At 41.4% G+C, this 24,979-nt stretch carries 22 protein-coding genes; 7 read left to right on the top strand and 15 right to left on the bottom strand.

Annotated elements, in window-relative coordinates; genetic code table 11:
* Positions 1 to 17 precede the first annotated feature (17 nt).
* Positions 18 to 1,262 (bottom strand): ankyrin repeat domain-containing protein, encoded by a 1,245-nt coding sequence (locus OFO00_RS06005; RefSeq protein ID WP_270865290.1) that lies wholly within the window; start codon positions 1,260 to 1,262, stop codon positions 18 to 20.
* An 85-nt stretch (positions 1,263 to 1,347) separates the two neighbouring features.
* Complete coding sequence (locus tag OFO00_RS06010) at positions 1,348 to 3,897, bottom strand: bifunctional aconitate hydratase 2/2-methylisocitrate dehydratase (protein ID WP_270865291.1); 2,550 nt, start codon at positions 3,895 to 3,897, stop codon at positions 1,348 to 1,350.
* Between the two features lie 185 nt (positions 3,898 to 4,082).
* On the opposite strand from OFO00_RS06010, the gene OFO00_RS06015 reads away from it, so the two are divergent.
* Positions 4,083 to 4,223 (top strand): hypothetical protein, encoded by a 141-nt coding sequence (locus OFO00_RS06015; protein WP_270865292.1) that lies wholly within the window; start codon positions 4,083 to 4,085, stop codon positions 4,221 to 4,223.
* Between the two features lie 122 nt (positions 4,224 to 4,345).
* On the opposite strand, the gene OFO00_RS06020 is transcribed toward OFO00_RS06015, so the two are convergent.
* Positions 4,346 to 6,193: a hypothetical protein gene (locus OFO00_RS06020; protein WP_270865293.1), complete on the bottom strand. Its 1,848-nt coding sequence runs from the start codon at positions 6,191 to 6,193 to the stop codon at positions 4,346 to 4,348.
* A gap of 45 nt (positions 6,194 to 6,238) precedes the next feature.
* The gene (locus OFO00_RS06025) at positions 6,239 to 7,216 is read right to left on the bottom strand and encodes a hypothetical protein (protein WP_270865294.1); all 978 of its coding nucleotides are present in this window, start codon (positions 7,214 to 7,216) and stop codon (positions 6,239 to 6,241) included.
* A 155-nt stretch (positions 7,217 to 7,371) separates the two neighbouring features.
* On the opposite strand from OFO00_RS06025, the gene OFO00_RS06030 reads away from it, so the two are divergent.
* Together OFO00_RS06030 and OFO00_RS06035 are read left to right on the top strand one after the other, a co-directional pair.
* Positions 7,372 to 7,527, top strand: coding sequence for a hypothetical protein (locus OFO00_RS06030; protein ID WP_270865295.1), 156 nt, complete (start codon positions 7,372 to 7,374; stop codon positions 7,525 to 7,527).
* Between the two features lie 3 nt (positions 7,528 to 7,530).
* The gene (locus OFO00_RS06035; protein ID WP_270865296.1) at positions 7,531 to 7,719 is read left to right on the top strand and encodes a hypothetical protein; all 189 of its coding nucleotides are present in this window, start codon (positions 7,531 to 7,533) and stop codon (positions 7,717 to 7,719) included.
* Positions 7,720 to 7,746: 27 nt separating this feature from the next.
* On the opposite strand, the gene OFO00_RS06040 is transcribed toward OFO00_RS06035, so the two are convergent.
* The 11 genes from OFO00_RS06040 to yajC are packed head-to-tail and all read right to left on the bottom strand — an operon-like array spanning position 7,747 to position 20,473.
* Positions 7,747 to 8,421 carry a 3-methyladenine DNA glycosylase gene (locus tag OFO00_RS06040; protein ID WP_270865348.1) on the bottom strand — a complete coding sequence of 225 codons (675 nt, stop codon included), beginning with the start codon at positions 8,419 to 8,421 and terminating at the stop codon, positions 7,747 to 7,749.
* Entirely contained in the window at positions 8,408 to 9,256 is an 849-nt protein-coding gene (locus OFO00_RS06045; protein ID WP_270865297.1) for an ATP-binding protein, read from the bottom strand. The genes OFO00_RS06040 and OFO00_RS06045 overlap by 14 nt, the downstream gene beginning before the upstream one ends.
* On the bottom strand, positions 9,249 to 12,224 hold the full coding sequence (locus OFO00_RS06050) for a DEAD/DEAH box helicase (protein ID WP_270865298.1): 2,976 nt from the start codon (positions 12,222 to 12,224) through the stop codon (positions 9,249 to 9,251). Before OFO00_RS06050 ends, OFO00_RS06045 begins: the two co-directional genes overlap by 8 nt.
* Positions 12,224 to 13,114: a M23 family metallopeptidase gene (locus tag OFO00_RS06055; RefSeq protein ID WP_270865299.1), complete on the bottom strand. Its 891-nt coding sequence runs from the start codon at positions 13,112 to 13,114 to the stop codon at positions 12,224 to 12,226. Before OFO00_RS06055 ends, OFO00_RS06050 begins: the two co-directional genes overlap by 1 nt.
* Positions 13,101 to 14,324, bottom strand: a complete 1,224-nt coding sequence (locus OFO00_RS06060) for a Mur ligase family protein (protein WP_270865300.1) — start codon at positions 14,322 to 14,324, stop codon at positions 13,101 to 13,103. Before OFO00_RS06060 ends, OFO00_RS06055 begins: the two co-directional genes overlap by 14 nt.
* A complete protein-coding gene (gene lptE, locus OFO00_RS06065) occupies positions 14,305 to 14,856 on the bottom strand; it encodes an LPS assembly lipoprotein LptE (RefSeq protein ID WP_270859283.1) in 552 nt (183 codons plus the stop codon). Before lptE ends, OFO00_RS06060 begins: the two co-directional genes overlap by 20 nt.
* A gap of 6 nt (positions 14,857 to 14,862) precedes the next feature.
* Entirely contained in the window at positions 14,863 to 17,295 is a 2,433-nt protein-coding gene (gene leuS / locus OFO00_RS06070) for a leucine--tRNA ligase (protein ID WP_270865301.1), read from the bottom strand.
* A gap of 8 nt (positions 17,296 to 17,303) precedes the next feature.
* Positions 17,304 to 17,645, bottom strand: coding sequence for a DUF6394 family protein (locus OFO00_RS06075; RefSeq protein ID WP_270859281.1), 342 nt, complete (start codon positions 17,643 to 17,645; stop codon positions 17,304 to 17,306).
* Between the two features lie 9 nt (positions 17,646 to 17,654).
* The gene (gene secF / locus OFO00_RS06080) at positions 17,655 to 18,623 is read right to left on the bottom strand and encodes a protein translocase subunit SecF (protein WP_270865302.1); all 969 of its coding nucleotides are present in this window, start codon (positions 18,621 to 18,623) and stop codon (positions 17,655 to 17,657) included.
* The gene (gene secD, locus OFO00_RS06085) at positions 18,610 to 20,211 is read right to left on the bottom strand and encodes a protein translocase subunit SecD (protein WP_270865303.1); all 1,602 of its coding nucleotides are present in this window, start codon (positions 20,209 to 20,211) and stop codon (positions 18,610 to 18,612) included. The genes secF and secD overlap by 14 nt, the downstream gene beginning before the upstream one ends.
* Positions 20,204 to 20,473 (bottom strand): preprotein translocase subunit YajC, encoded by a 270-nt coding sequence (gene yajC / locus OFO00_RS06090; protein ID WP_270862572.1) that lies wholly within the window; start codon positions 20,471 to 20,473, stop codon positions 20,204 to 20,206. Before yajC ends, secD begins: the two co-directional genes overlap by 8 nt.
* Here yajC and OFO00_RS06095 point away from each other — a divergent pair.
* From OFO00_RS06095 to OFO00_RS06110, 4 genes are read left to right on the top strand one after another with little or no spacing between them, the layout of a single operon-like run.
* Positions 20,446 to 21,783: an apolipoprotein N-acyltransferase gene (locus OFO00_RS06095; protein ID WP_270865304.1), complete on the top strand. Its 1,338-nt coding sequence runs from the start codon at positions 20,446 to 20,448 to the stop codon at positions 21,781 to 21,783. The two genes, yajC and OFO00_RS06095, sit on opposite strands and share 28 nt — an antisense overlap.
* Positions 21,784 to 21,842: 59 nt before the next feature.
* A complete protein-coding gene (gene pyrH / locus OFO00_RS06100; protein WP_270865305.1) occupies positions 21,843 to 22,562 on the top strand; it encodes a UMP kinase in 720 nt (239 codons plus the stop codon).
* A gap of 13 nt (positions 22,563 to 22,575) precedes the next feature.
* Entirely contained in the window at positions 22,576 to 22,794 is a 219-nt protein-coding gene (locus OFO00_RS06105) for a DNA-directed RNA polymerase subunit omega (protein ID WP_270859275.1), read from the top strand.
* Complete coding sequence (locus OFO00_RS06110; protein WP_270859274.1) at positions 22,772 to 24,964, top strand: RelA/SpoT family protein; 2,193 nt, start codon at positions 22,772 to 22,774, stop codon at positions 24,962 to 24,964. Before OFO00_RS06105 ends, OFO00_RS06110 begins: the two co-directional genes overlap by 23 nt.
* The last annotated feature ends 15 nt before the right edge of the window (positions 24,965 to 24,979 follow it).

The raw sequence follows: 24,979 nt of genomic DNA on the forward strand, positions 1-24,979 counted from the left end.
TTCCCTTTTGTATTAGATTAATTGGCTATATCTTCGAAATTTTCCTCTGCCATGCTTCCCATGAAATCCCCATTATTCGCACTTACACTGGGTTTAAGTCCGATAGATTTGAGGTATTCTTGGATCTTTTCATCGCCACCAAAAATAGCGTAATCAAGCGCGTTTAGCCCGGCCTCATCTACTCTTTTTTCATCTGCGCCTGATTTTACCAAAAGCTCGGTGATTTCTTTGTTTCCATGCAGTGCCGAATACATTAGCAAACTAGCACCCAAATCATTAAACGCACACGCGTCTGAATACCCGCCAAGCGAAGCTAACGCGCCCTTTTCGGTAGAGCCGATTTGGCGGACATTGACACTTGCGTGGTTATAGACCATGAAATTTACCATTTCGTAGTTTTTGCTAGCCACAGCGTAGAAAATCGGGGTTTGGCCAAGTTGATTTTTATGCGATACTTGCGCGCCTTTGGAGATTAGAAATTTAGCATTTTGTAAATTTGACATAGCGTAAAATAGCGCGCTATCGTCCCCGTCGTTAATCTTCGCCCCACGCGTAATAAGTGCGTCGATAAATTTCGTATCATATCCTAGCAAAAGTGCCAAATTTAGCGCACCGCTAAGGTCGTTTATGCTGTAAGTGTCGCTGCTTAAAAGCACATTAAACTCATCTATATTTACCCTGTTTTTAAGGGCTAATTCGAGCTTATTATACGCGTCGATACTGCGATTTTTGGCCGCGTATAGGGCGAATTCGCTCAGCACCAAATCCGCAATCTCACTAGCCTCGTTTGGGGATAAATTTGCGCTAAAATGGCTTCGCAATGCCGTTTTTGCCAAATTTATCTCAGAGATAAAATTTTTGAAATTTATGAAATTTATAAATTTTTGCTCAGAGTAAAATTCTAAAATTTCTAGCGCATTTGCATACGCTGCGCCTAAATTTTTCTGCTTAGCCTCGCGCAAAAATCCCTCACTATCCATGCCAGCCTGCGCTAAGACGCGTTCGAATTTTTTCTCATTTATGCTAGCTTCGTTTCCCACGCACTCGATACTCTCGCCCCTAATCGTCCTAGCTAAATTTTGCAAATTTCGCAAAAATGGAGCCTTTACAAGCGAACCCTTGCAATCATAATCACTCAACAAAAGTTCGCTAGGGCTTGGCGCGCTGGCAAAATAGGCTTTCGGATCTGCCTCGATATCTGCGCAGGTCACGCCAAAAGCACAGATTGCGCCAAATATCCATAAAATCAAAATTCTTTGCATAACCAACCTTGTCAAATTTAACCTGCCATTTTAGCGAAATTTTGCTTATTTAAACTTATTAGCGCAAAACGCGCTAATTCGTGGCTTAAAGCGCGAAATTTTCTTCCTCGTTAAAATTTAAATAACGATAAATTTCGCTATTTTTGCCATTTAATTTCTCGCGCACTATCTCTTTGTATTCCCTCGCGCTAGGAATTCTGCCTAGCATCGCGCAAACAGCGGCTAGTTCGGCACTGGCTAAATATACCTTAGCACCCATACCCATGCGATTATCGAAATTTCTAGTCGAAGTTGAGACTACGACCGCATTATCTTTTACTCGCGCTTGATTTCCCATACACAGCGAGCACCCAGGCACCTCTGTGCGCGCTCCTACCGCGCCAAATACGCTATACACGCCCTCTTCTTTGAGTTTTTTTTCGTCCATTTTCGTAGGCGGTGCTATCCAAAGGCGGGCTGGTGTCTGCGCGCTACCCTTTAAAATCTGCGCTGCGGCGCGATAATGCCCGATATTTGTCATACAACTTCCAATGAAAACCTCATCGATATTTTTCGCCCTTGTCTCATCGGCTAAAATTTCGCTTAGCGTTGCGACATCGTCAGGGTCGTTAGGGCAGGCTAAAATCGGCTCTGTAATCTCACCCAAATCTATTTCAATCACTTCTGCGTATTTTGCGTTTTCATCGGCTTTTAGAAGTGTCGGATTTTCTAGCCATTTTTTCATTTTTTCGCCCCTTCTAGCTAGCGCGTCGCTGTTTTGATAACCAGCTTTTATCATAGCGTCGATGAGAGCGATATTTGAGCGTATGTATTCGCACACGCTCTCGGTATTTAGCGCGATTGCGCACGCTGCTGCACTTCTCTCAGCGCTAGCGTCGCTTAGCTCGAAAGCCTGCTCGGCCTTTAAATTTTCAAGCCCTTCAATCTCTAAAATTTTGCCCGCAAATATATTTTTTTTGCCCTTTTTCTCGACGCTCAATAAGCCTTTTTTAATCGCATAGTAAGGAATCGCATTTACCAAATCGCGCAAAGTAATGCCCTCTTGCAACTCGCCTTTAAACCTAACTAGCACAGATTCTGGCATATTTAGCGGCATACTTCCAGTAACTGCCGCAAACGCCACTAGTCCGCTACCTGCTGGAAAGCTAATACCGATTGGAAATCTCGTGTGACTATCTCCGCCCGTGCCTACGCTATCAGGGAGCACCATACGATTTAGCCACGAGTGGATTACTCCGTCCCCTGGGCGCAGTGCCACGCCACCACGACTACTCATAAACGGCGGAAGTGTTCGGTGTGTGATAGTATCGCTTGGCTTAGGATAGGCTGCTGTGTGGCAAAAGCTTTGCAGCACGAAATCTGCGCCAAATCCAAGGCTAGCAAGCTCTTTAATCTCATCGCGCGTCATAGGGCCTGTGGTGTCTTGCGAACCCACAGTTAGCGTGAGTGGCTCGACATACATACCAGCTCTCACGCCCTCCATGCCACAGGCTTTGCCGACGATTTTTTGCGCGAGAGTGTAACCTGCGCTCTCGTCAAATTTAGGTTGCTCTGGTCTAGTAAAAATCTCATCATCGCCTAAGCCTAGCTCTTTTCTAGCCTTAGCGCAAAGCCCTCTTGCGATGATTAGCGGGATTCGCCCGCCGGCTTTGTATTCATCGAAAATCGTATTTGGGCTCAGGCTAAATTTGCAAACGACCTCGCCATTTTTGACAATCTCGCCCTTGTATGGATAAATCTCGATTTCATCGCCCATTTCGAGATTTTCCACACTCGCTTCGATTGGCAGAGCACCGCTATCTTGGGCTGTGTTGAAAAAAATCGGCGCGATGACCGAGCCTATGATTACACCGCCTGTTTTTTTGTTTGGGATACCATAAATTTCCTCGCCGATATGCCACTGCACGGAATTCACGCCACTTTTGCGACTACTTCCAGTGCCCACGACATCGCCCACATACACGACCTGCCTACCGCTTTTTTTAAGCTGGGCGATTGTTTCTAGGCTACCGGCTTGGCGTTTGCTAAGCATGCTTAGAGCGTGAAGCGGGATATCCGAACGCGTGAAAGCCTCGCTAGCAGGGCTTAAATCATCGGTGTTTGTCTCGCCAGCGACCTTGAAAACCACGCCTTTGATACACTCGCTCAGAGGTTTTTTCGCCCTAAACCACTCCATATTCGCCCACGCTTCGAGCACGGCTTTTGCATGAGCGTTGCCCTCTTTTGCCAGCCTTGCGACCTCTGCGAAATAATCATGCACGAAAATCGTCCTGCCAAGAGCCGCTGCTGCGCCCTTTGCGGTGGCTTCATCTGCGCTTTGTAAGGCGCGGATTAGCTCGATCACGCTGTATCCGCCAAGCATGCGCTCCAACATCGCAAAAGCCTCATCTTTGCTAATGCCAACCACGCTACAATCGCCGTTTATGATTTCGCCCAAAAACTCAGCCTTGATTTTAGCGGCATCATCGACGCCAGGATTAATGCGTGTTTTTAAAATTTCGATTAATTTTTCGCTTGGATTGGTTTTTAGGATTTCGCATAGCTGCTTGGTTTGCTCGGCGCTAAGTGCAAGTGGCGGGATACCTAGCTTCGCGCGCTCATTTACGCTGGATTCGTAGTTTTGTAAAAAGTCCATATTTTGCCCCTTTTTGGTAAAATTTCGGACAATTTTACAATAAATTTGATTAAATAGTTAAATTCGCAGGAATTTTAAATTTGCGTTAGAAAAATTCAAAGCAATTTATGCGCAAATAGCCAGTTTATCGCACTTTGGCACGACATAGTGGAGCTGAAATTTGAGAGCGAGAAAATCAAGCATTTGTGCGTGATATAAACCTCACCAGCGTAATGCACGCCCTAACGCAAATCCCATGGAGCGTGCAAACCACTGCCGATTTAATCCAATTTAGCAAAACGGCAAAGTCGCTCGTGCTGCCGAAAATTTTGCCCAGCGGGGAGTGAATTTAAATTTAAAATAATCTCAAAATTTTCGTTAATACAGTTTGCAAAATTTGACATAAACAACAAAAAAGAGCAAAAAAGAGCAAAAAATATAGCGCTTTTTGTCTTTTATACCATAAAAATTACTTCGTTTTATGCGGTAATTTATAATTTAAGTTTTCAAGATAAATAATACTATCAAGAACACCTAGATATTTATACAATAACCCATGTTCATTGTTTTTTAATTGATTTATAGCGACATTTTGCCTTAAATAATTAGGAGAAAGACACCCTATAATAACAATAAGCAATACAATCAAAACAATTTTAATCATTAAACTAAATCCTCGCGGCTCTCCGTGTCTACAAAAAGGTATTATAAACATCAACACTATAAGATTTATTAAATTTAAAGTAGCCGAAAAAATAGAAGTCACTATCGCAAACGGCGGTATATAAAGTGCTCTCAAAGCCTTATCTCCCAAAATCATGGCGTTTTGATTTGTTCTGAAATCATACTTCGAGTAAAAGTATTTTTTAGGGTCAAATTTATCTAATGCTATTGGCTTAAAAACCTTGTCGTAGAATTCACCCAATTGACCGCTTATCACTATGCCTACAGCTTCGTTTGCGTAAGTATCTGAATTTTCTAATTTTTCTTTAAATTGCGGTTTAAAAAGGCTCACAAAACCTTCCCAATCCAAATTTAAATCAACATTTTCTATGCCTGTCTTTTGTGCAAATTTAGAACGAAATTCCAAAATATTAGCATTGTATTTGCTATTAAATGCCGAATTAAAAGCTCTATTATAAGCTTCCAAGAACTGACTTCTAGAATAGTTAAAATTGTTTCCGACATTTAATCCGTTTTTACGAAGCTCTGCTATGACGGCTGATTTTACTTTTGGGTGTTTTAAGAATTCTTTTTGCGAAAGCCCTGCCGGGACTCCGCTTGATTGTTTATTCCATTTTGCTTTTGCTTCTTTGTCGATAGTTGCGGCTATTGCTTCTCTATGCGGACAAACACCTTTGTAGCACCAGCTACTAGGTTTTATATAATGTCCGAAATTTTTTTGCATGCTCTGTTTATACTTCTTTTCTGATAAAGGTCTGTAACGAAAATAATTTTTTAAGTCGGCATAATATTGATCAATTTTATTCATATGTTTTTGTTTTTCAGTTATGTAAATTTGACTGCCTTTTGTATAATCATCTAGTTTTTTATTAATTTTTTGCGTGAATTTTTTATATTCGTTTTCGCCATTGTTAGCCATTGCGCTACCTTTTTCAACCCCTGCGTTTATTTGTTTTCTGGCGTAATTATATTCTTCATATCCTTGTTTGATTTCATGCGCTTTCGTTATAAAAAAACTTGTATTTTCTTTTTCTTTTGTCTTCATAAATTCGCTGTTAAGATATAACTCTTCTGCAAATTGTTCACTGCTTGTTTTTACTCTATTTGATAAACCTGTATCCACAAAAGTAAGCAAAAATATATTACTAGCTAAGACCTTTGCTTCTACTGAAGTTTTTATGTCTTCAATATGGTTTTTGCTTAGATATGTTTCAAAACCAAAGTTTCCGTTTAAAATAGCATATTTTAATCCGTTTATATAATACGCTTCAAATCTTTTATCTTGATTTTTTTCTACTAAGTAATCCATTGCTTTGTTAAGTCCGACATAAATAGAATTATACATAACTATAGACAAAACAATCGTGGCGATAAAAGCAAACGGTATATTGTCAAATTTAATAAAAAATCCAAATATAAAACTTATACAAAAAAGTGTTAGGCCAATCGATGAAACTCTATGACCTCTAATTTCAAGCTCTTCGAGAGCTGCTTTTAGCTCTTGACTTGCCGATGCACTAGCGGCATTTAACATATCGAAATTGTATCTTAGTTCAAAATACAAGTAGATTAAAATACAAACTAGTAAAATTATTTTAAACCAACAATTAGCCGTATTTACTTCATAACTCATATGATTGCTCTGTCGTCATCGGCGCAAATTTAAAAAAACTATTCATTAAATTCCCTCTGAAAAGTCTATATAGGTTTGTTCTTTTTCACTTTTTTTGTTTGTAAATTCAACATTTTCATTTGTAGTTTTTAGTTTATATTTGCTTGTGTCGACACCAGTGTTTACCGATTTTTTCTGTTTCGTTTCGGTGGTGGCTTTTTTGTCTTGTTGAATAAAAGAGACCAAATAATCGGATGAAATTTTTAGCCCGTCTATCGATTTTACCTTTGAAAGATAGTTTGAATTTATTTTAGCGTATTGCAATAAAAGTGCATTGTTTGCGATTATATCATCTCTGTTTTTTAGAACCCAAGTTACTACATTTTCAAGATTGTTAAAATTCTTTTTAATCTTAATTTCAACGGTATGTGTAAAACCATTTATCTCTCTCGGCTTTTCTGAATATGTAGGCATATATAATGCTACAATAGCAATAGTTACATTATCGACAGAGATATTGCCAAAGGGGTATTTTACAACTATATTGTTGCGTTGGCTTTCTTCAAATTCATATTTTTGCCCCTCATAAGCATACCCGTATTCGCTATCTTTATAAACGCCAAGTGTTTTTACGCCATGCACTCCGGATATTCCCCCGTCAGCAGTTTCTATCGCTTTTCCCAAAATAGTTATCGGCAAAAATGCAATATCCATCGCTTTTGTAATTATATTTTCTGGCACTCGATTAATATATCTAATCTCTTCTATAACAGCGCTTTGTCCTAGACCGATATTACAATACGGCATAGTATTAGACTTAAAAGTTATATACCTGTCTGTTCTTTTATCAGTGCGAAAATTTCCTCTAACACGACACGCTCTTTTTATAATATTGCTTTCGTCATCGTTTCCCATAAGTTCTGCGGGCACTTGTATATCTTGCCCCAATATATTGTAAGCTTTGTATTGCATATTGTTTTGGGCACAACCCGTAAGCGCGAACATCGATAAAATAGCGACAACAATAAAATTAAAATTTTTCATATTATGTTCTCATAAAAAAAATTCTATCATTATATCCCTCCACCCCCCAAGATTTGCTTAAATTTGAAAATTTTTTTTAAAAAAACAAATTTTCGCATATCAATACTCAAATTTACGATAAATTTGACACATTAAAAAATATGTATGGACTTAGTATGAACGAAAATCAGTTGGCGAAAGAAATCGCAAAATTAAGAATTTCAGATAAAAATGTCAAATTTGAAACTCTTGAAAAAATTTTATTTTCGCTTGGCTATGAAAGTTTGGTCAAAGGCACCAGCCACAGAACCTTTCGCAAAAAAAGTAGGTGAAAAATGACAAAACGAGATATTGCAGGGTTTCTTGGTGTAAATGTGCAAACTTTGCTAAACTGGAAAAAGACTAGACCGAATTTGTATCGCATCATAATGCAAGGTTTGGCGATTGATGATATTATCGCTAAAAGCAAACAAAACCACGACGAACTCTGCGAAATCGCTAAAAAATTCGATAAAAAAGATTAAAATTTCAACTAAACTGATTACAAAAATTCACTTCAACTTCTCAAACAAATTTATCGCAAATTCATCGAATTTTTTGCCTTTTAAGTGTGCTTTGCAAAATTCCACGATTAGTCCGTGAAATAGCGCAAATGCGCCGTTTTCGTCGTTTGAAAAATTATCATAGCGAGAATTTGCTAGTTCAAAAATTTCGCCAAATTCTAGCCCGCCAAGCCACTCGCTAAGCTCATCGTAACTCTCAAACTCATATCCAAGCGCGCCTAGCAAACGCGCAGAGTAGCTATCTGCGACCATTACGGCCCTTCCGCACGCATAGCACAAAATCGCGTCGCAGGTTTCCGCGCCTATGCCTTTTTGGCTTATCAGCCACTCACGGCTTACGGCGCACGCGAAATTTTCAAAGTCGCCAAATTCTGCCAAAATAGCTTTGCAAAGCGAGTTTAGCCGTTTTGCTTTTTGGTTATAAAATCCGCTTGGTTTGATAATTTCGGCTAAATTTGCCACTTCTAAATTTGCGATTTTTTGCAAATCCAAAAGCCCAAATTCCCTTAAATTTTCAAGGGCAAGTTCGGCGTTTTTCCAGTTTGTATTTTGGATCAATATCGCGCCGACAATCACTTCAAATTCGCCAAAATTCGGCCACCAGCGAAAATCATCAAATTTAATCGCGCCAAAAAGTGCGCGAAATAGCTCAGTCGCGCTCATTTTCTGGGCTAAATTTCGCAAAAAATTCGCTTGCATAGCTTAGCGCAAACTGCTTTGCGATCCGCCCGCTTCGGCTCGCCCTAACCCTCGCAAACTCGCTAGCTTTGGCGTGCAACTCATCAAGTGCGTGCGCGAAACGCTGCCTAAACTCATCAACGCTCATAAATCTAAATGCCGCGAAATAGCTCTCCACCACGCCCAAATACTCGCTCATATTTCCACTATAAAAGCTAAGTTGCAAACCAAATCGCTCGCTAAGGCTAATGCGCTCGTTTTTGGCGTCGCTTAAATGAAGCTCATCGGTGCCCACCTGTGCGCCCATGTTGTCGCTGGCTAGCTCGCTTAAAATGTGTCTGCGATTTGAGGTCGCATACATTAGCACATTTTTTGGCGCACGCTCCATAGAGCCGTCAAGTAGCGGTTTTAGGTGCTTGTAGGCGTTTTCGCCAAGCTCAAAGCTTAAATCATCGCAAAAAATGATGAAATAATAATCCTGCCCCCTGATTTCATCGATTATATCGATGAGATACTCCAAATCATCTTTACCGATTTCGACGATTTTAAGCCCATCTTGCAAAAATTTCGTAAAAACCGCCTTTGCTAGGCTTGATTTACCACAGCCTGGCTCGCCCCAGAGCAAGGCGTGATTTGCCCCACGCCCGTGGATAAAATTTCGCGTATTTTCTACAAGCGCGATTTTTTGCGCCTCCAAGCCACAAAGCGCGTTAATATCAACAAAATCAATATCCTCTATCGCCCGCAGTTTTAATCCGTGTCTGCGAAACTGCGCTACTTGCACGCTTTGCCAATCGATTTTCAAATTTAACTCAGACATTTTTGTTTTCCTTTCGCAAATACACTAAAATTTCCGCTAGCACATCATCATCGTCTTTGGACGGCGATTTTAGGCGGATTTTCTCGCCATTTTTATCTGTGATTACGATATTTACATCTGCGCTCGAAATCGCGCGCACACCGATATTTTGGGCTAGCACCTTTATCATCATCATATCAATGAATTGTTTAGTATAAACATCGGCCTTGCCGAATCTATCCTCGATTTCAGCGTAAATTTCATTTATTTGCATAGCGTTTTCGCATTTGCTAAGCCTGCGATAAATGTCAAGCCTCAACCTATCCTCTGCGATATATTCGCTGTTTAAAAAGGCATTGACTGAAATTTTAAGCTCAACGCTTGAAACAATAGTTTTTTGGTTTAAAAGTTTATTTATTTCATCTTCTAGCATACGCAAATACAGGCTGTATCCGATAGCCTCGATATGCCCGCTTTGCGCTTCGCCGACGAGGTTTCCACCACCTCTGATTTCTAGGTCATGATACGCTAGCACTGAGCCAGAGCCTAGAAATGAATTGCTCTCCAATGCCACGAGCCGTTTCAGCGCGTCGCTAGTAAGGGCGGTTTTGTCGCCAATCAAATAGTAGCAAAATGCCTGTTTGTTACTTCGCCCTACCCTGCCTCGTAGCTGGTGCAGATCTGCTATGCCAAATTTATCGGCATTGTCGATTAAAATCGTATTGACGCGTGGCATGTGGATTCCACTCTCGACTATGCTCGTGCATAGCATGAGATCATACTCCCCAGCGATAAATTTAGCTATCTCGTCCTCGGTGGTTTGCGCATCGATTTTAGAGTGTAAGATTACGATTTTTAAATTTGGCAAAATTTCAAGCAGCCGTTTTTTCACGCTAGGCATGCTTGCGATATGATTATGCACATAAAAAATCTGCCCACCACGGCGAAGCTCCCTAGTAATCGCCTCTTTTACGATTTTTTCGTCCCACTCTTTAACCATTGTGCGCACATCGAGGCGATCTAGTGGCGGAGTTAGAAGCGTGCTGTAACTCTTAATCTGGCTTAGCGCCATATTTAATGAGCGTGGAATCGGCGTAGCAGACATAGATAAAAGGTGCGAATTTTGCGATTTTTCCTTTAATTTCTCTTTTTGTTTCACGCCGAATTTATGCTCTTCATCGACGATTACAAGCCCTAAATTTGGCGCTTCGACATTTAGCAGACTATGCGTGCCCACGCACACAATCGCTTCGTTATTTTTAAGTCGTTTTAAAATTTCGCTTTTTTCCTTTGCTTTGCTAAATCTATCTAGCCTAAAAACAGGGATTTCAAACTCATCAAATCTCGCTTTTAGCGTAGCGTAGTGCTGAGCGCACAGCAAAGTCGTCGGCACGAAAAAAAGTGCTGAAAAGCCACTTTTTATCATCGCAAATATCGCGTTCATCGCCACTTCTGTCTTGCCAAAGCCCACATCGCCACTTAATAGCCTATCCATGACCTTACCGCTACGCAAATCCTGCAAAATCGCACTAATCGCGCTTTCTTGATCTGGCGTGTATGAAAACCCGCTAGAAGCGATAAATTTGGCGTAATTTGGGCCAGTATTTTCTATCATCACGCCACGAATTAGCTCGCGTTTAGCGGCGGTTTGGATTATTTTGCTAGCGATGACAAAGAGCTTTTCGCGCACCTTTTCTTTGATTTTCGCAAAGCTTGCCTTACCTAGACGATCAGGGCTTACTACGCCACCACCAGCGATATATTTGTCGATTTTGTTTAGGTATTCCACAGGCAAAAGTAGTTTATCGCCACCTTCGTATATCAGGGCGACAAACTCACGCGAATGCCCCAAAACAGTGGCTAGTTCAAGACCAGCGAATTTGGCGATTCCGTAGTCTTCATGCACGACAAAATCGCCAGGATTTAGCTCATCGAGCGCAAGGCTAGATTTGCGAACGCGCTTTTTAGGGATTAGCTTGTTTAATGATACGATAATCTCGTCAGAGCTGATTAAATTTAGGATAAAATCCTCTTTTAAAATTTTTGCATTGCTTAAATTTGAGAGATCCAAATGCGCCAAAAGTGCGTCATTTCGCGCGATAATGGTGATTTTGTCATTTTTGTGAAATTCGAAAAATTCGCTATTTGGCGTAATTTGCAAATCCTTAAATTTACGCGCGGCAGGTATTAGTGGCAGTGTATCAAGGACACTCAAATCCCTTTCGGCAAAGATTTCATCTTTTTTGATAGGAGACGCTAAAACTGCGCTAAATTCTTGCAAATAATCCGCAAATCCATCAATAAACCAAAACCCAAGCGAAGTTAAATCGTTAATCAAAGCGTCGCTATCAAAGGCGCTAATTTTTTCGTTTGCGCTCTCAAACTCGCCCTTGTTTAAATTCGCCAAAAATGGCTCAATCTCGACGCTTTCTAGCTCGATTTTTTCGGATTTTTGCGTATCAATGTCAAAATGCCTAATGCTCTCGATTTCATCATCATCGAGCAAAACCCTCACCCCGCACTCGCCTCCAAGCGGGAAAATATCGATAATCTCGCCACGAAAGCTAATCTCGCCTGCGCTTTCGACGACCTGCGTCACGCTGTATCCAAGGCGCAAAATTTCATCTTTAAATTCAGCCAAATTTAGCTTTTGGGCAAATTCGATTTTTATCCCTTTGAGTTGCGATTTTGTGGGGAGTTTGTTTAAAATCGTGCGAACTGGCGAGATTAAAATTTTGCGCCCTTCGCATTTGTAATACGCGCCAAGCGAGCGTGAAATGCCGATTAGCTCGTCATAATAGCTTCGCAAATCCTCGCCAAAATGCGCCCTAAAATCAGGCAAAACAAAGGTTTTAAAACCCAAAAATTTCAACACCTCAGTGCAAAGTGCGCTATCTTTTTCATCATCTGTGATTAAAATTTGAGGACAAATTTGCGCAGAATTTTGCGCTAAAATTTGCGAAAAATACTCAAAAATTCTAGCTTGCATTATTTTTGCGCCCCACTTTGCAAGATGCGATTTATCTCATACCACGATACATTTGGTTCGACCGACCAGATATTTAAATTCGAGCTGTCCCACAGCATGAAATTTAGTGGATCTAGCGTCATACCCAAAAACCGCACCTCATAGTGCAAATGTGGCCCCGTGCTATACCCTGTATTGCCCGTGTAGCCGATAATCGTGCCTTTGCTAACCCACATGCCAGGAGCCACACTAACCGAGCTTAAATGGCCATACCTTGTCGAAAATCCGTAATTATGCGTGATTCGCACGAGTATGCCATATCCGTTTCCACTCTCCCCGGCAAAATCGACAAATCCATCTGCTGTGGCTATTACCGGTGTGCCGACACTGGCGCGCAAATCTATGCCGTGGTGCATGCGTTTGACACCGGCTATCGGGTGCGTGCGCATGCCGTAATTATCGGTGATTCCGCGGTTTTTTATCGGGTAGCGGTTTGGTATGTATTGAAACATCAATTTATAGGTGTTGTCGTTTGCGCTGATTGTTTTAGCGTTTGATTTGTTGCGCTGGGCTAGTCTTTCGCTGAAATACTGCGCGATTTGCGCGTCGCTCTCATCGCCGTCAGGGCCTTCGTTTGCGATATCGAGTGTAGTTTGTTCGCGCATTTGATTTGCCTGAATTATCAAATTTTGATTTTGTTTTTCTAGCTTTTCGATCTGCGCCATTAGCGTAGCATTGGTGGTTTTTAGATTTTTTTTGTCGTTATTTAGGCGAAAAAGCGCGAAAAACAAAACGAGCAAAAACACAATGATAAATGCGACTAAAATTTTAAGTTGAAAGCGAAAATTCTCGCCAAATTGCATAGTTTTCGAGCCGAAATTGTCACTAATGGTGATTTTAGTTTTTGCCAAATTTCGCCCCGTTATTATAAAATTTCAAAAATTCCTCGACTAAATGAAACGAACCAAACACCAAATAAAGCTCATTTTCATAGGTTTCGCCTCTAAATTCAGAGTGCGCGATACCAAGCTCGTCCAAAGCCTGCGTAATCATATCCCCGCCAAGCTCGCGACCTGGGGCATCGTAAGGCAAAATTTGGACATTTTTGATAATCGGTGCAAGGGTAGCAAGAACCTTTTTGATATCCTTATCGGCAAATGCGTTGTAAATCAGCGTAAATTTTTTGCCTGCAAATTCCTTGGCAAGTGCTGCGGCGGCTAGTTCGTTGTGCCCCACATCGATAATGATATTTGAAGCGATTGCTTCGGCGCGCCCAGGCAAATCAAGTGGCAAAATTTCAGCAATTTTAAAATTTAAGCCCCAAAATTTCGCCCCAGCCACGGCCAATTTTAAATTTGAATATTGAAAATTTGCTAGGTTGTGAGTTTTGATATATTCGGCTATTTCGCGCTTTTCATCTGCGTTTAAAAAATCGCTTGCAAACGCCAAATTTGCCCCCTTTTGCACTGCGATTTCACGCGCGATTTTCACACTAATCTCGTTCATCTCATCGCTTAAAATCGCGTTTTGCGCCATTGCATTGAGCTTCGTGCGCGAAATTTCCTCTAAATTCTCTCCAAGCATACCGATATGATCGGTGCCAATAGGGGTAAAAAGCGAAAGCTTGGTATCAAAACTACTCGTAGCGTCAAACTCGCCACCCATACCAGCCTCAAATACGCAGTAATCGCACTCCCTAAAATGCACCGCCGCCGCCAAAGTCAGGTATTCGAAATACGAAAGGTTATTTCTAAATTTTGCCGGCAAATTTGCTTGCAAAAACTCGTGCGCACCTTGCAAGTCATCGTCGCTAATCTCGCGCCCGTCGCGGTAAATGCGCTCATTTAATCTCATAATATGCGGGCTAGTGTAGTGTCCGACGCTAAATTTAGCGCCCGAATTTCGCCCGTTTGCGCCATTTGCACTCATAATAATCCTAGATAAAAATCTGCCAGTGCTTCCCTTACCATTGGTGCCGATGATTTGGGTGATATTTTTTAGCGGGAGTGCGCTACGCACGGCCTCAAAGGCAGCTGGAAAACGCTCGTAATCGATCTTTTTATAATAAATCGGACGAGCGTTTAAGAAGTCAAAAATAGAGCTAGTTTTTAGCGCGTTCAAGCTGTATGCCTTTGATCGCAAGCGCAGAAATAAACTCATCAAACGCCTGAGTAGAGGCGTTTTCGATAGCGTCATAGCGCTCTTTGTCGCTGATGACTGAGATTGTGTCATGTTTGTTTTTGACTAAGCGAGAGACCGAAAAATCATGGTCTCCTACGCAGTCTTTGCTAAAAATTTCGCCATTTTTAAGCTTTGTTTTGAAATTTAGTGTCAAATTCGCGCGATAACTCGTGATATAGCCGTATCTATCATAGGTAAGGGCTGTGAAAGTTAGCCTTTTTATGCTGGCTACGATGTAGGTTTGCGCGCTAGATTTGTCAGCTAAATTTGAGCCTAGACGCGCTACGATACCGCTTTTGACAGCGTCTTTGATAGCCACTGTGTTTTGAGGGTCAGTTTTACTCATCAGCACATCGACATACACGCTTTTTGACATAATCTGCGAAGTGATTTTTGACACTGGCTGATATCCGCAACCAACAACCAAAACCACAAACGCAAAAACGGCTAAATTTTTAATCAAATTTCTCATTTTTTCCTACTTTACGACCAAATTTACAAGTTTGTTTTTGACATAAATTTCTTTTATTAGCGTTTTATCCTCTAACCATTTTGCGACATTTTCTTTGGCAAGTGCTAAAATTTCCGCCTCGCTCGCGTCTGCATTGGCGTCGATTTCGGCGCGTTTCTTGCCATTTACGGTAACTGCGAGCGTGATAGTATCGCTCACAAAAACCTCAGACAAAAGCTCAATTTTTGTGAAATTTTTGCGCTCAAAAAGCGTCTGGCTTAGCTCGCTTGCGATATGAGGGACGATTGGTTGAAGTAAATTTAGGATAATAAAATATCCCTCGGTGTAAATATCAGCGTTATCCTGCGCATTTAGGGCATTTAGAGCCTCCATACACGCCGCGATTAGGGTATTAAAGGCGAAATTTTCCGTATAGACATCGTGCGATTTTTTTAGCGCCTCATAGACTTTTAATCTCGCATATTTTTCATCTTTGCTTAAATTTGCGTGGTTAATGCTAGGAATTTTATCTGTTTTATGCGCATTGCTTGAACGCTCATAAAGGCGGTTTAAAAACTTATAAGCGCCCTCTACTGCGCTATCGTTCCACTCTAACTCTTTTGCAGGAGGTGCTGCAAAAAGTATGAAAAGTCGCGCAGTATCAGCCCCATAAGTAGCGATGATATCATCAGGATCGACGGTGTTGCCCTTAGATTTGCTCATTTTTGCGCCGTCTTTTAGCACCATGCCTTGTGTCAAAAGTCTAGCAAACGGCTCGCTATCGCGCAAATAACCCAAATCACGCAATGCTTTTTGGAAAAATCTAGCGTAAAGCAGGTGCAAAATCGCATGCTCGATACCACCGATGTATTGATCTACGCTCATCCAATAATTCACGCTCTGCTCGTCAAATGCCTTGCTCGTCCAAGTTTTCTCATCGCTTGCATATCGCGCGAAATACCAGCTACTCTCGAAAAATGTATCAAGCGTATCGGTCTCGCGAACAGCCTTTCCGCCACATTTCGGGCAGTTGCAGTGCTTCCAAGTAGGGTGTTTATCAAGCGGATTGCCAAGGCCTGTGATCTCTACATCATCAGGCAATGCAACTGGCAAATTTTCGATTTTTTCGCCAACTAAACCGCATTTTTCGCAGTGAATCATCGGAATCGGCGCACCCCAGTAGCGCTGGCGTGAAACGCCCCAGTCGCGAAGTTTGAAATTTACCACGCGAGAGCCTAAATTTCGCTCTTCAAAAATTTGCAAAATTTTCTCATTTGCCTCTTTGTATTTTAGGCCATTTAAAATTTCAGAATTTGCGTAAATTCCTGTTTTTTCGACATGTGGTAGGGTTTCGTTTTCGAAAATATTTATAATTTCAAGTCCAAATTTACTCGCAAACTCAAAGTCCCTCTCATCACCTGCTGGCACAGCCATAACCGCGCCATCGCCATAATCAGCCAAGACAAAATTTGCTATCCACACTGGGATTTTTTTGCCAGTTAGCGGGTGTAGGACATTTACGCCTAGATACGCTCCGTCTTTATCGGCGATTTGTCGCTCTCTTGGGCTTTGATTTAGGATCGCGCGAACCTTTTGTTCTACATCTTTTGGAAGTAAATTTTTCTCCAAAAGCTTCGCAATAACCGCATGTTCAGGCGCAAGAGCTGAGTAGCTCATACCATAAATCGTATCAGGGCGAGTCGTAAATACATCAAATCCGTCGATTCCGTCTAGCATCTCACGGCTTTCATCGTCAAATTTAAAGCGGAATTTCAAACCCTCACTTCGCCCAATCCAGTTTTCTTGCATAGTTAGGACTTGATTTGGCCATTTTCCCTCCAAATCATTCAAGCAATCAAGCAGTTCCTGTGCATAATCAGTGATTTTTAGGTAATATCCTTGCATTTGCTTTTGCACTACTTCATTACCACAGCGCCAGCATTTGCCGTCTTCGACCTGCTCGTTTGCAAGCACGGTGCCGTCGTGTTCGCACCAGTTGAGTAGTGAGCTTTTGCGATAAATCAACCCCTTTTCATACATTTTGATGAAAAATTCCTGCTCCCATTTTGTATAAAGCGGATCAGAAGTAGCTAGCAATCTGCGCTTTGAAAAGCTAAAACCAAGCCTGTCTAGCTCATTTTTCATATAATCAATATTTTCGTAAGTCCATTTTTTTGGGTGAATTTTATGCTTAATCGCTGCGTTTTCTGCTGGCATACCAAAGCTATCAAAGCCGATTGGTTGGAGCACATTGTATCCTTGCAAGCGGTAGTAGCGTGAGAGCGCGTCGCCGATAGCGTAGTTTCGCACATGTCCCATGTGGATACGCCCACTTGGGTATGGAAACATCGAAAGAATATATTTTTTAGGTAAGCTATAATCGTCCTTTGGCTCTGCTTCGCCCTCATCGTTCCAAATTTTTTGCCATTTTAACTCTATTTCTTTGCTATTATAAGCCATTATTACTCCTAAAATTCATCTTTTGATTTGGCTGATTCTACGGTGATTAGCACTAATGAGAAAATCACAGCAATCAGCGCGCCGATACAAAGCGCGGTTATAACCGAAAGATCGCCTGGATGAACTATCATAAGCACAAACGCTGGAATTAGGTGCAAATCAGCCACAAGCGAGCTTGCGAAAAGCTCGGCTGAGAGCATATTGCGCACACCGACTTTAAGTAGCGTAGAAACTGCATTAATACTAGCAGCGATAAAGAGCAAAAGCTCGTGTCTTTCGTAGATAAATCCAGCGATTGTAGTCGCACTCATCAAAGCAAAAAATATGTATGTTACTCTTCCCCAGTTCATTTTCTATCCTTATACAGTGCCTTTTTCATACATTGCGCGCATTTTTTCTTTTTCTTTGGCGCGTCGTTGTTTATCAGCCAAAAACGCGCGGTATTTTTCCACATCGAATCCGAATAAAATCAAAAGCGGTGCAGCGATGAAAACCGAGCTAAATGTTCCAGCCACGACGCCAACAAGCATAACAAGGCTAAATCCATGTATCATAGCCCCACCCCAAACGAACAAAATCACAATTACAAGCAAGGTCGTAAATGATGTCAAAAATGTCCTTGAAAGCGTAGCTGAGATTGATTCGTTGATAACCTCGGTTAGCTTAATGGATTTGCTAGTGCGCACACCCTCTCTAATCCTATCGAAAACGACAATAGTATCATTTAGCGAATAACCCATAATCGTAAGAAGTGCGGCCAAAATTTCAAGGTTAAAATCGATTTTAAATAGTATCAGCGCACCACATGCGATGATGACATCGTGCAAATCCGAAATCACCGCTGCAATCGCAAATCTCCACTCAAAGCGAATTGTGATATAAACCAAAATCAGCGCAAACGATACACAAACAGCCATAATTCCCTTTGTGCGTAGCTCGCTACCGACCTTTGGACCTACGACATCAACCTTGCGAACCTCGAAATTTCCACTTCCTTTTAAAATTTCTTGCGCTGCTAAGGCTGGATTATCGCCCAGTGAATCGCTACTGCCAGAGTATCTAATGGTAACTTCCTCATCGCTTCCAAACTCAGTTACATTGATATTTCCCAAATTTGCCGCTTCAAAGCGAGTTCGAATTTCATCAAGCGGGGCTTTTTGGTCGTATTTGACCTGGATTAGCGTTCCACCGCTAAAATCTATACCATAATTAAAGCCCTTAATCAAAAATAGCCCAATCGAACCTATAATTAAAATCGCAGATATCACAAATGCGATATGTCTAAATTTCATAAAATCATAAATTTTATCACTATCAAATACCTGCATTTTGTGCCTTTCTGACTTTATAACCTAGCCAAAATTTCGTATTTTTGCTCTTTTCCATTTTGCCCATTACCACCTCAAACATACCATGAGTGCCCAAAATCGCAGTAATCATCGACGCGATGATACCTATACTCATAGTTACCGCAAAGCCCTTAACAGGGCCTGTGCCATACGCATACAAGGCAGCCGAAGTAATCAGCGTAGTGATATTTGCATCTACAATCGCGCTCATAGCGTTTTCGTAGCCTTTGGTGATACTTTGGCTAATGGAGCCACCAGATTTTAGCACCTCTCTAATGCGCTCATTTATGATGACATTAGCATCGACTGCCATACCCACGGTTAGCACGATACCAGCCATACCAGGCAGGGTTAGTGTCGCCCCAAACAGCGCCATAAACGCTATCAAAAATAAAATATTTACAATCAAAGCGATATCTGCAAACACACCCGCCATACCATAGTATAAAACCATAAAAATCAAAATTACAATCGCCGCGAAAGTTAGGGCTTTCACGCTTTGATCTATGCTATCTTGTCCTAGGCTTGGTCCGATACTGCGCGATTCGCTCACGCTAACAGGCGCCAAAAGCGCACCAGAGCGCAGTGCAATCGCCACATCATGTGCTTCTTGCACGCTAAATCCGCCACTGATTTGTCCGCTTCCGCCACCAATTCGCTCGTTAATGCGTGGAGCTGAATAGACCTTGCCATCAAGCACGATTGCAAGGCGTCTGCCGACATTTTCGCCTGTAAAATCGCCGAAAATTTGCGCACCTTGTGAATTAAGCGTGAAATTTATGATTGGTTGATTTGTATTTTGATCGAAAGCCACCCTAGCATCGACTAGCATAGCTCCGTCAAGGACTGGAATTTCGTTGATTAGGTATTTATACCCTGGATTTTTCGCGTCAGGGTAAATTACATCGCCGTAGCTTTTAGCCTCTTCTTCGCTCATCGTTAAGGCTCTGTCTTGGCGAATCTCATCAAGTGCCATGAGCTGTAAATGTGCTGCTTTGGCGATTAAATCTTTGGCTCGTTGTTCCTCTTCTGAGCTCTTAATTCCAGGAAGCTCGACTAGGATATAGCTCTCGCCCTGTTTGGCGACCGTTGGCTCAGCAAGACCGAATTGATCCAAGCGGTTGCGTATGGTATCCACAGCCTGAGCAATCGCGTATTCTTTGGTGCTAGCGATCTCTTCTGGCGTTAGGCTTACGCGGTATTTCTCGCCAGTTTTGGCGATTTCAAGCCCACTAGCAGCAGAGTGTAACAAAGCGTCAAATTTAGGCGCTTCATCGGGGTCTAAAATTTCAAATTCGAAAAAATCGCTATCAAGCTTCAAGCCGTCCATTAGCAAATCATCGCGCTTAGCAGCGTAATTTACGCTAGCTGCGATTGATTTGATTTTCGAAGTTATCGCCTCATCACTTTGGACTTCGAGTAGCATGTGAAGTCCGCCCTGCAAATCAAGTCCGAGGTTGATTTTATCGCCCTTTTCGCTCTGCAAAATCGAAGGCATAGCAAAAATCAAACTAAAAATTGCCGCTACTAAAAAGGCAATCAAACGATATGTAATCTTACTACGCATCTAACCTTCTTGCGATATAAAGTTTGTCTAGTTCGACGATAACATCATCATTAAGCTTAACTGTGATAAAATCCTCACTTGTTTTTACGACTGTGCATTTTAGTCCGCCACTTGTGACGATTTTATCGCCCTTAGCGAGCGCATCAACCATAGCTTTATGCTCTTTTGCTTGTTTTTGTTGCGGTCTGATTAGCAAAAAGTAAAAAATCCCAACAAAGACAATTAGAGGTAATAATGTTCCAAAAAGACTTCCTTGTTCCATCGTTTTCCTTTGTAAAAAATTTAAAAAGAGAGTATTTTACATTAAATAAAATAAATAACGGCTTTTTTCTTGCGCTTGGAGTTTCAAATTTTATATTTGTTGAAATTTTAAGCCAAAATTTAGGTGGAATTTTACCACTTTTGGCTGAATTTTTCTCGCCACTAATCGCGATTTTTGCGCTATTTGTCCTTTTAAAAAGCAAAAAGCAAATTTGGTTTTGGTTTGGGTTTTTTATCGGCGCGATTTGGTTTTATTGGATTAGTTTTAGCCTGATTTATTTTGGACTTTCGTTTTTAATCCCGGTCGAAATTTTAGGAATTTGCCTGATTGCGGGGGCGATTTTTCGTATTTTTGCCATTTTTGATGAGCCGATAGCGCGCGCGCTCTGTTTGGTGGGGCTGAAATTTATCCACCCATTTGGCTTTGATTGGCTAAATTTCGAGCTTTTGTTTTCACACGGCATTTTTAGAGCCGAAATTTTCGCATTTTGCGCGATTTTGGCTGGAATTTGCATTTTGATAAAATTTAGGCACAAAGCCAAAATTTTACTTTTTTGCGCTTGTTTGATTTGCGCGCTAGAATTTGAAGAAAAACAAGCCGAATTTTTACCACTTAAAATCAAGCTTGAAAACTCGCAAATTTCGCAATTTGACATCTGGGACAATGACAAAATTTTAGACGCAATTAGAGAAAATTTAGCCAAAATCGACGAGGCGATAGAAAATGGCTACGAAGCGATAGTATTGCCAGAGAGCGCATTTGCTCTGTATCTAAACCGCGAGGAAGCCTTAAAGGAAATTTTGCTAGAAAAATCGCATAAAATTTCGATTGTAGCCGGTGCTGAGGCGTATGAAGAGTCTAAATTTTACAACAGCGCCTATGTTTTTGAAAACGAAAATTTGCGCAGATTTGACAAACACATTTTGGTGCCTTTTGGCGAGCAGGTGCCACTGCCTGCGCCGATTAGAGATTTTATAAATAACACATTTTTAGGCGGGGCTAGCGATTTTTCGATTGCGCCAAATTTTAGTTTTTATACAATCAAAGAAATCCCCGTAAAAAGCGCGATTTGCTACGAGGCGACGAGGGGCGAGTTTTACAGCGATGACCCAAAATTTGTCGTGGCGATTTCAAACAACGGCTGGTTTATCCCCAGCTACGAACCGCACCTGCAACGCCTGATAATCCGCTATTACGCCACGCTAAGCGGGGCAAGTGTGTATCACGCCATAAACGCAAGCCCTAGCGAGATAATCACGCCCAAAAAACTATGGGTGAATAAATTTTTAGCATTATTTAAAACGGCGTAAAAAGCTATTTTTAAACGAGTTTTAGATAACATAATCAAATTTTTTCAAGGAGCATTAAAATGGCAAAATTTAATCGTGTGCTCGTTAAATTTTCAGGCGAGGCACTGGCTGGAAAAGATGGTTTTGGAATAGATAGCGAAATTTTAAAATTTATAGCCAGAGAGATTAAACAGCTCGTCGATAACGGTGTCGAGGTAGGTATCGTAATCGGTGGCGGAAACATAATCCGTGGCGTAAGTGCGGCAGCTGGCGGTATCATCAAACGCACAAGTGGCGATCACATGGGCATGCTAGCAACCGTAATCAACGCAATCGCTATGCGCGAGGCACTCGAATACAACGGCATAGATGTGCGCGTGCAAAGCGCGATAAAAATGGAAGCGATCTGCGAAACCTTCATCATCGGCAGAGCTAAAAGACATTTGGAGAAAAAACGGGTCGTAATCTTTGCAGCAGGCACTGGAAATCCATTTTTTACCACTGATACTGCTGGCACTTTGCGCGCGGTCGAAATCAGCGCAGACGCGATTATCAAAGCGACAAAGGTAAATGGAATTTATGACAAAGATCCGCATAAATTCAATGACGCAGTGCTTTTAAATACCATTACATACGATCAAGCCTTGCACGATAATATCAAGGTCATGGACGATACTGCAATCGCCCTAGCTAAGGACAACAAGCTTCCAATCATCGTGTGCAATATGTTTGAGCGTGGAAATTTACACAAAATCATAAATGATGGCGATTTAAGCCAATGTTCAATCGTAAAAAACTAAAAAAGGAGAATTAATGAGAACAGAACAAATCATAGCAAAAGCGTTAAAGGTAACAGGAGGCGATCGCTACAAGCTATCACTAATGACTACTAAACGCACAGAAGAGCTTGCCGCTGGGGCAACTCCGCTTGTCGAAAACATCGACACACGCAATATGAAATTTGCAGATATTGCGATTTTAGAATTAGCAGAAGGTAAGATTACCCTAGATGGAATCATTGACAAGGATTAGTGACGGCTATTTAGAAAGCCTTATCGAAGATATTGTCGAAACAAAAGAGATCGAGGACGCCAAACGGCTACTTTATAGCCTAAAAGAGCCGACCCCGCTACTTGTAGATGCGATAAATTTGTGCGTTACGCAGCATGAGGGTCAGTTTCGCAAAAGTGGCGAACCATACGCAATCCACCCGATTTTAGTAGCGTGTTTCGTCGCATTTATGGGCGGTGATGACGCTATGGTCATTTCTGCACTTTTGCACGATGTGGTCGAGGATACAGATTTTAGCACCGAGCAAGTCGGGGATAGATTTGGCGAAGATGTCGCAAAAATCGTAGAAGGTATGACAAAAATCGTAAATATCCGCGAGGATAAACTAGCCCCTTCTGGCGATAAAAACGCCAAGCTTCGCACCACAGCTCTGACATTTCGCAAAATGCTGATGATCTCTATCGAAGATCAGCGCGTTTTAGTGGTCAAACTCTGCGATAGGCTCCATAATATGCTAACCCTAGAAGCACTCCGCCCAGATAAGCAAAAGCGCATAGGCGAAGAGACGCTTCTAGTTTATGCGCCAATCGCGCACAGGCTTGGAATTTCATCGATTAAAAATATCTTAGAAGATCTAAGCTTCAAATATGTAATGCCAAAAGAATACGCCACAATCGCAAACTATGTCGAAGAGCACAAACAACAGCTCCAAATAAATTTAAGCAAATTTAGCGAAACGATTAGCGAGTATCTGCTTACAAACGGATTTAGCGAAAACAGCTTTGAAATTCAAAAGCGTATGAAGCATTACTATTCAATTTACCTAAAAATGCAAAGAAAGGGCATTTCGATTGAAGAGGTTTTGGATTTGCTAGCTATCCGCATAATCGTGCAAAAGCCGATGGATTGCTACCTAGCACTTGGCGTAATCCATACCAAATTTAACCCCTTAATTTCGCGCTTTAAAGACTATATCGCCCTACCTAAACAAAACGGCTACCAGACGATTCACACTACCGTTTTTAACGACAGCATGATAGTCGAGGTTCAAATTCGAACTACCGAAATGCACAACACAGCCGAGCTTGGCGTGGCTGCGCACTGGAAATACAAATACTCAGGCTCGCTAAATCCTAAGCTTGATTGGATTAGCGATATTGGCTTGCAAGAAGCCGATGATTCAAATGCTGATGATTTATACGAATATGCCAAAGATAGCCTTTATATCGAGGATATCGCAGTGTATTCGCCAAAGGGTGGAATTTTCACGCTCCCACGAGGCGCGACTGCGCTTGATTACGCTTATGAAATCCACTCACAAGTAGGACTTAAAGCCGTCGAAGCCTTTGTCAATCGCATAAAAGTCCCGCTTCTAACCGAGCTTCAAAACGGCGATATCGTCCATATCATCACAGGAAACAACCCGCACTATCGTTGTAGCTGGCTAAATTCTGTCAAAACAGGCAAGGCAAGAGCCACAATCAAGGCATTTTGCAAACAAAAAATTCGCGATGTAAATCAAGAAGTAGCGATTAAAATTTTAAGTGCGATTTTCGCCACAACCGAAGAGAGCGTGATAAACTGGGTAGAAAAAGAAAATTTAATCAAAAAAGTCGGCAAAGCAAGCTATGATTCGGTATTTTTGAAAGATGTCGTAAATGCGCTGAAAAAATACCCGCTCAAAGAGAAGCTTTTCAATATGAAATTCCGCGATAAATACAGCGTCGAAAAGCAAAAATTCGACAATATCGTAGTGTATTCAAACTACAAAATCAACGAAGTAGAGTTTGATTACTGCTGTAATCCTAAGCGTGGGGACGATATCATAGGATTTCGCAACGGACACAATGTCACGGTTCATCACAAGCTTTGCGAAAGAGCGGCAAATTTGATGAAAAGCGATGAGATGATTTTCGTCAAATGGACGCGAAACGCGCCACACAGGTATAAAATCATACTAAATATCGAAAACAAACGGGGCTCACTGGCTGAGTTTTTAACATATTTGGCTAAACTAAGCGTCGATTTAGTTTCGATAAATTTAAACGAAAACAACGAAGCTGTGTCTGATTTTTTCGAAATCATTATAGAATTAAACGAAAATTTAGACCACACTTATATCAAAGACAGATTAAAAAATAGATATAAAATCGCTGATTTTATATCATTAGATGATGTGTATAAAAACTAATAAAAGGGAGAATAA

Source organism: Campylobacter sp. VBCF_04 NA7, from assembly GCF_027737405.1.
Taxonomy (GTDB): Bacteria; Campylobacterota; Campylobacteria; order Campylobacterales; family Campylobacteraceae; genus Campylobacter_B.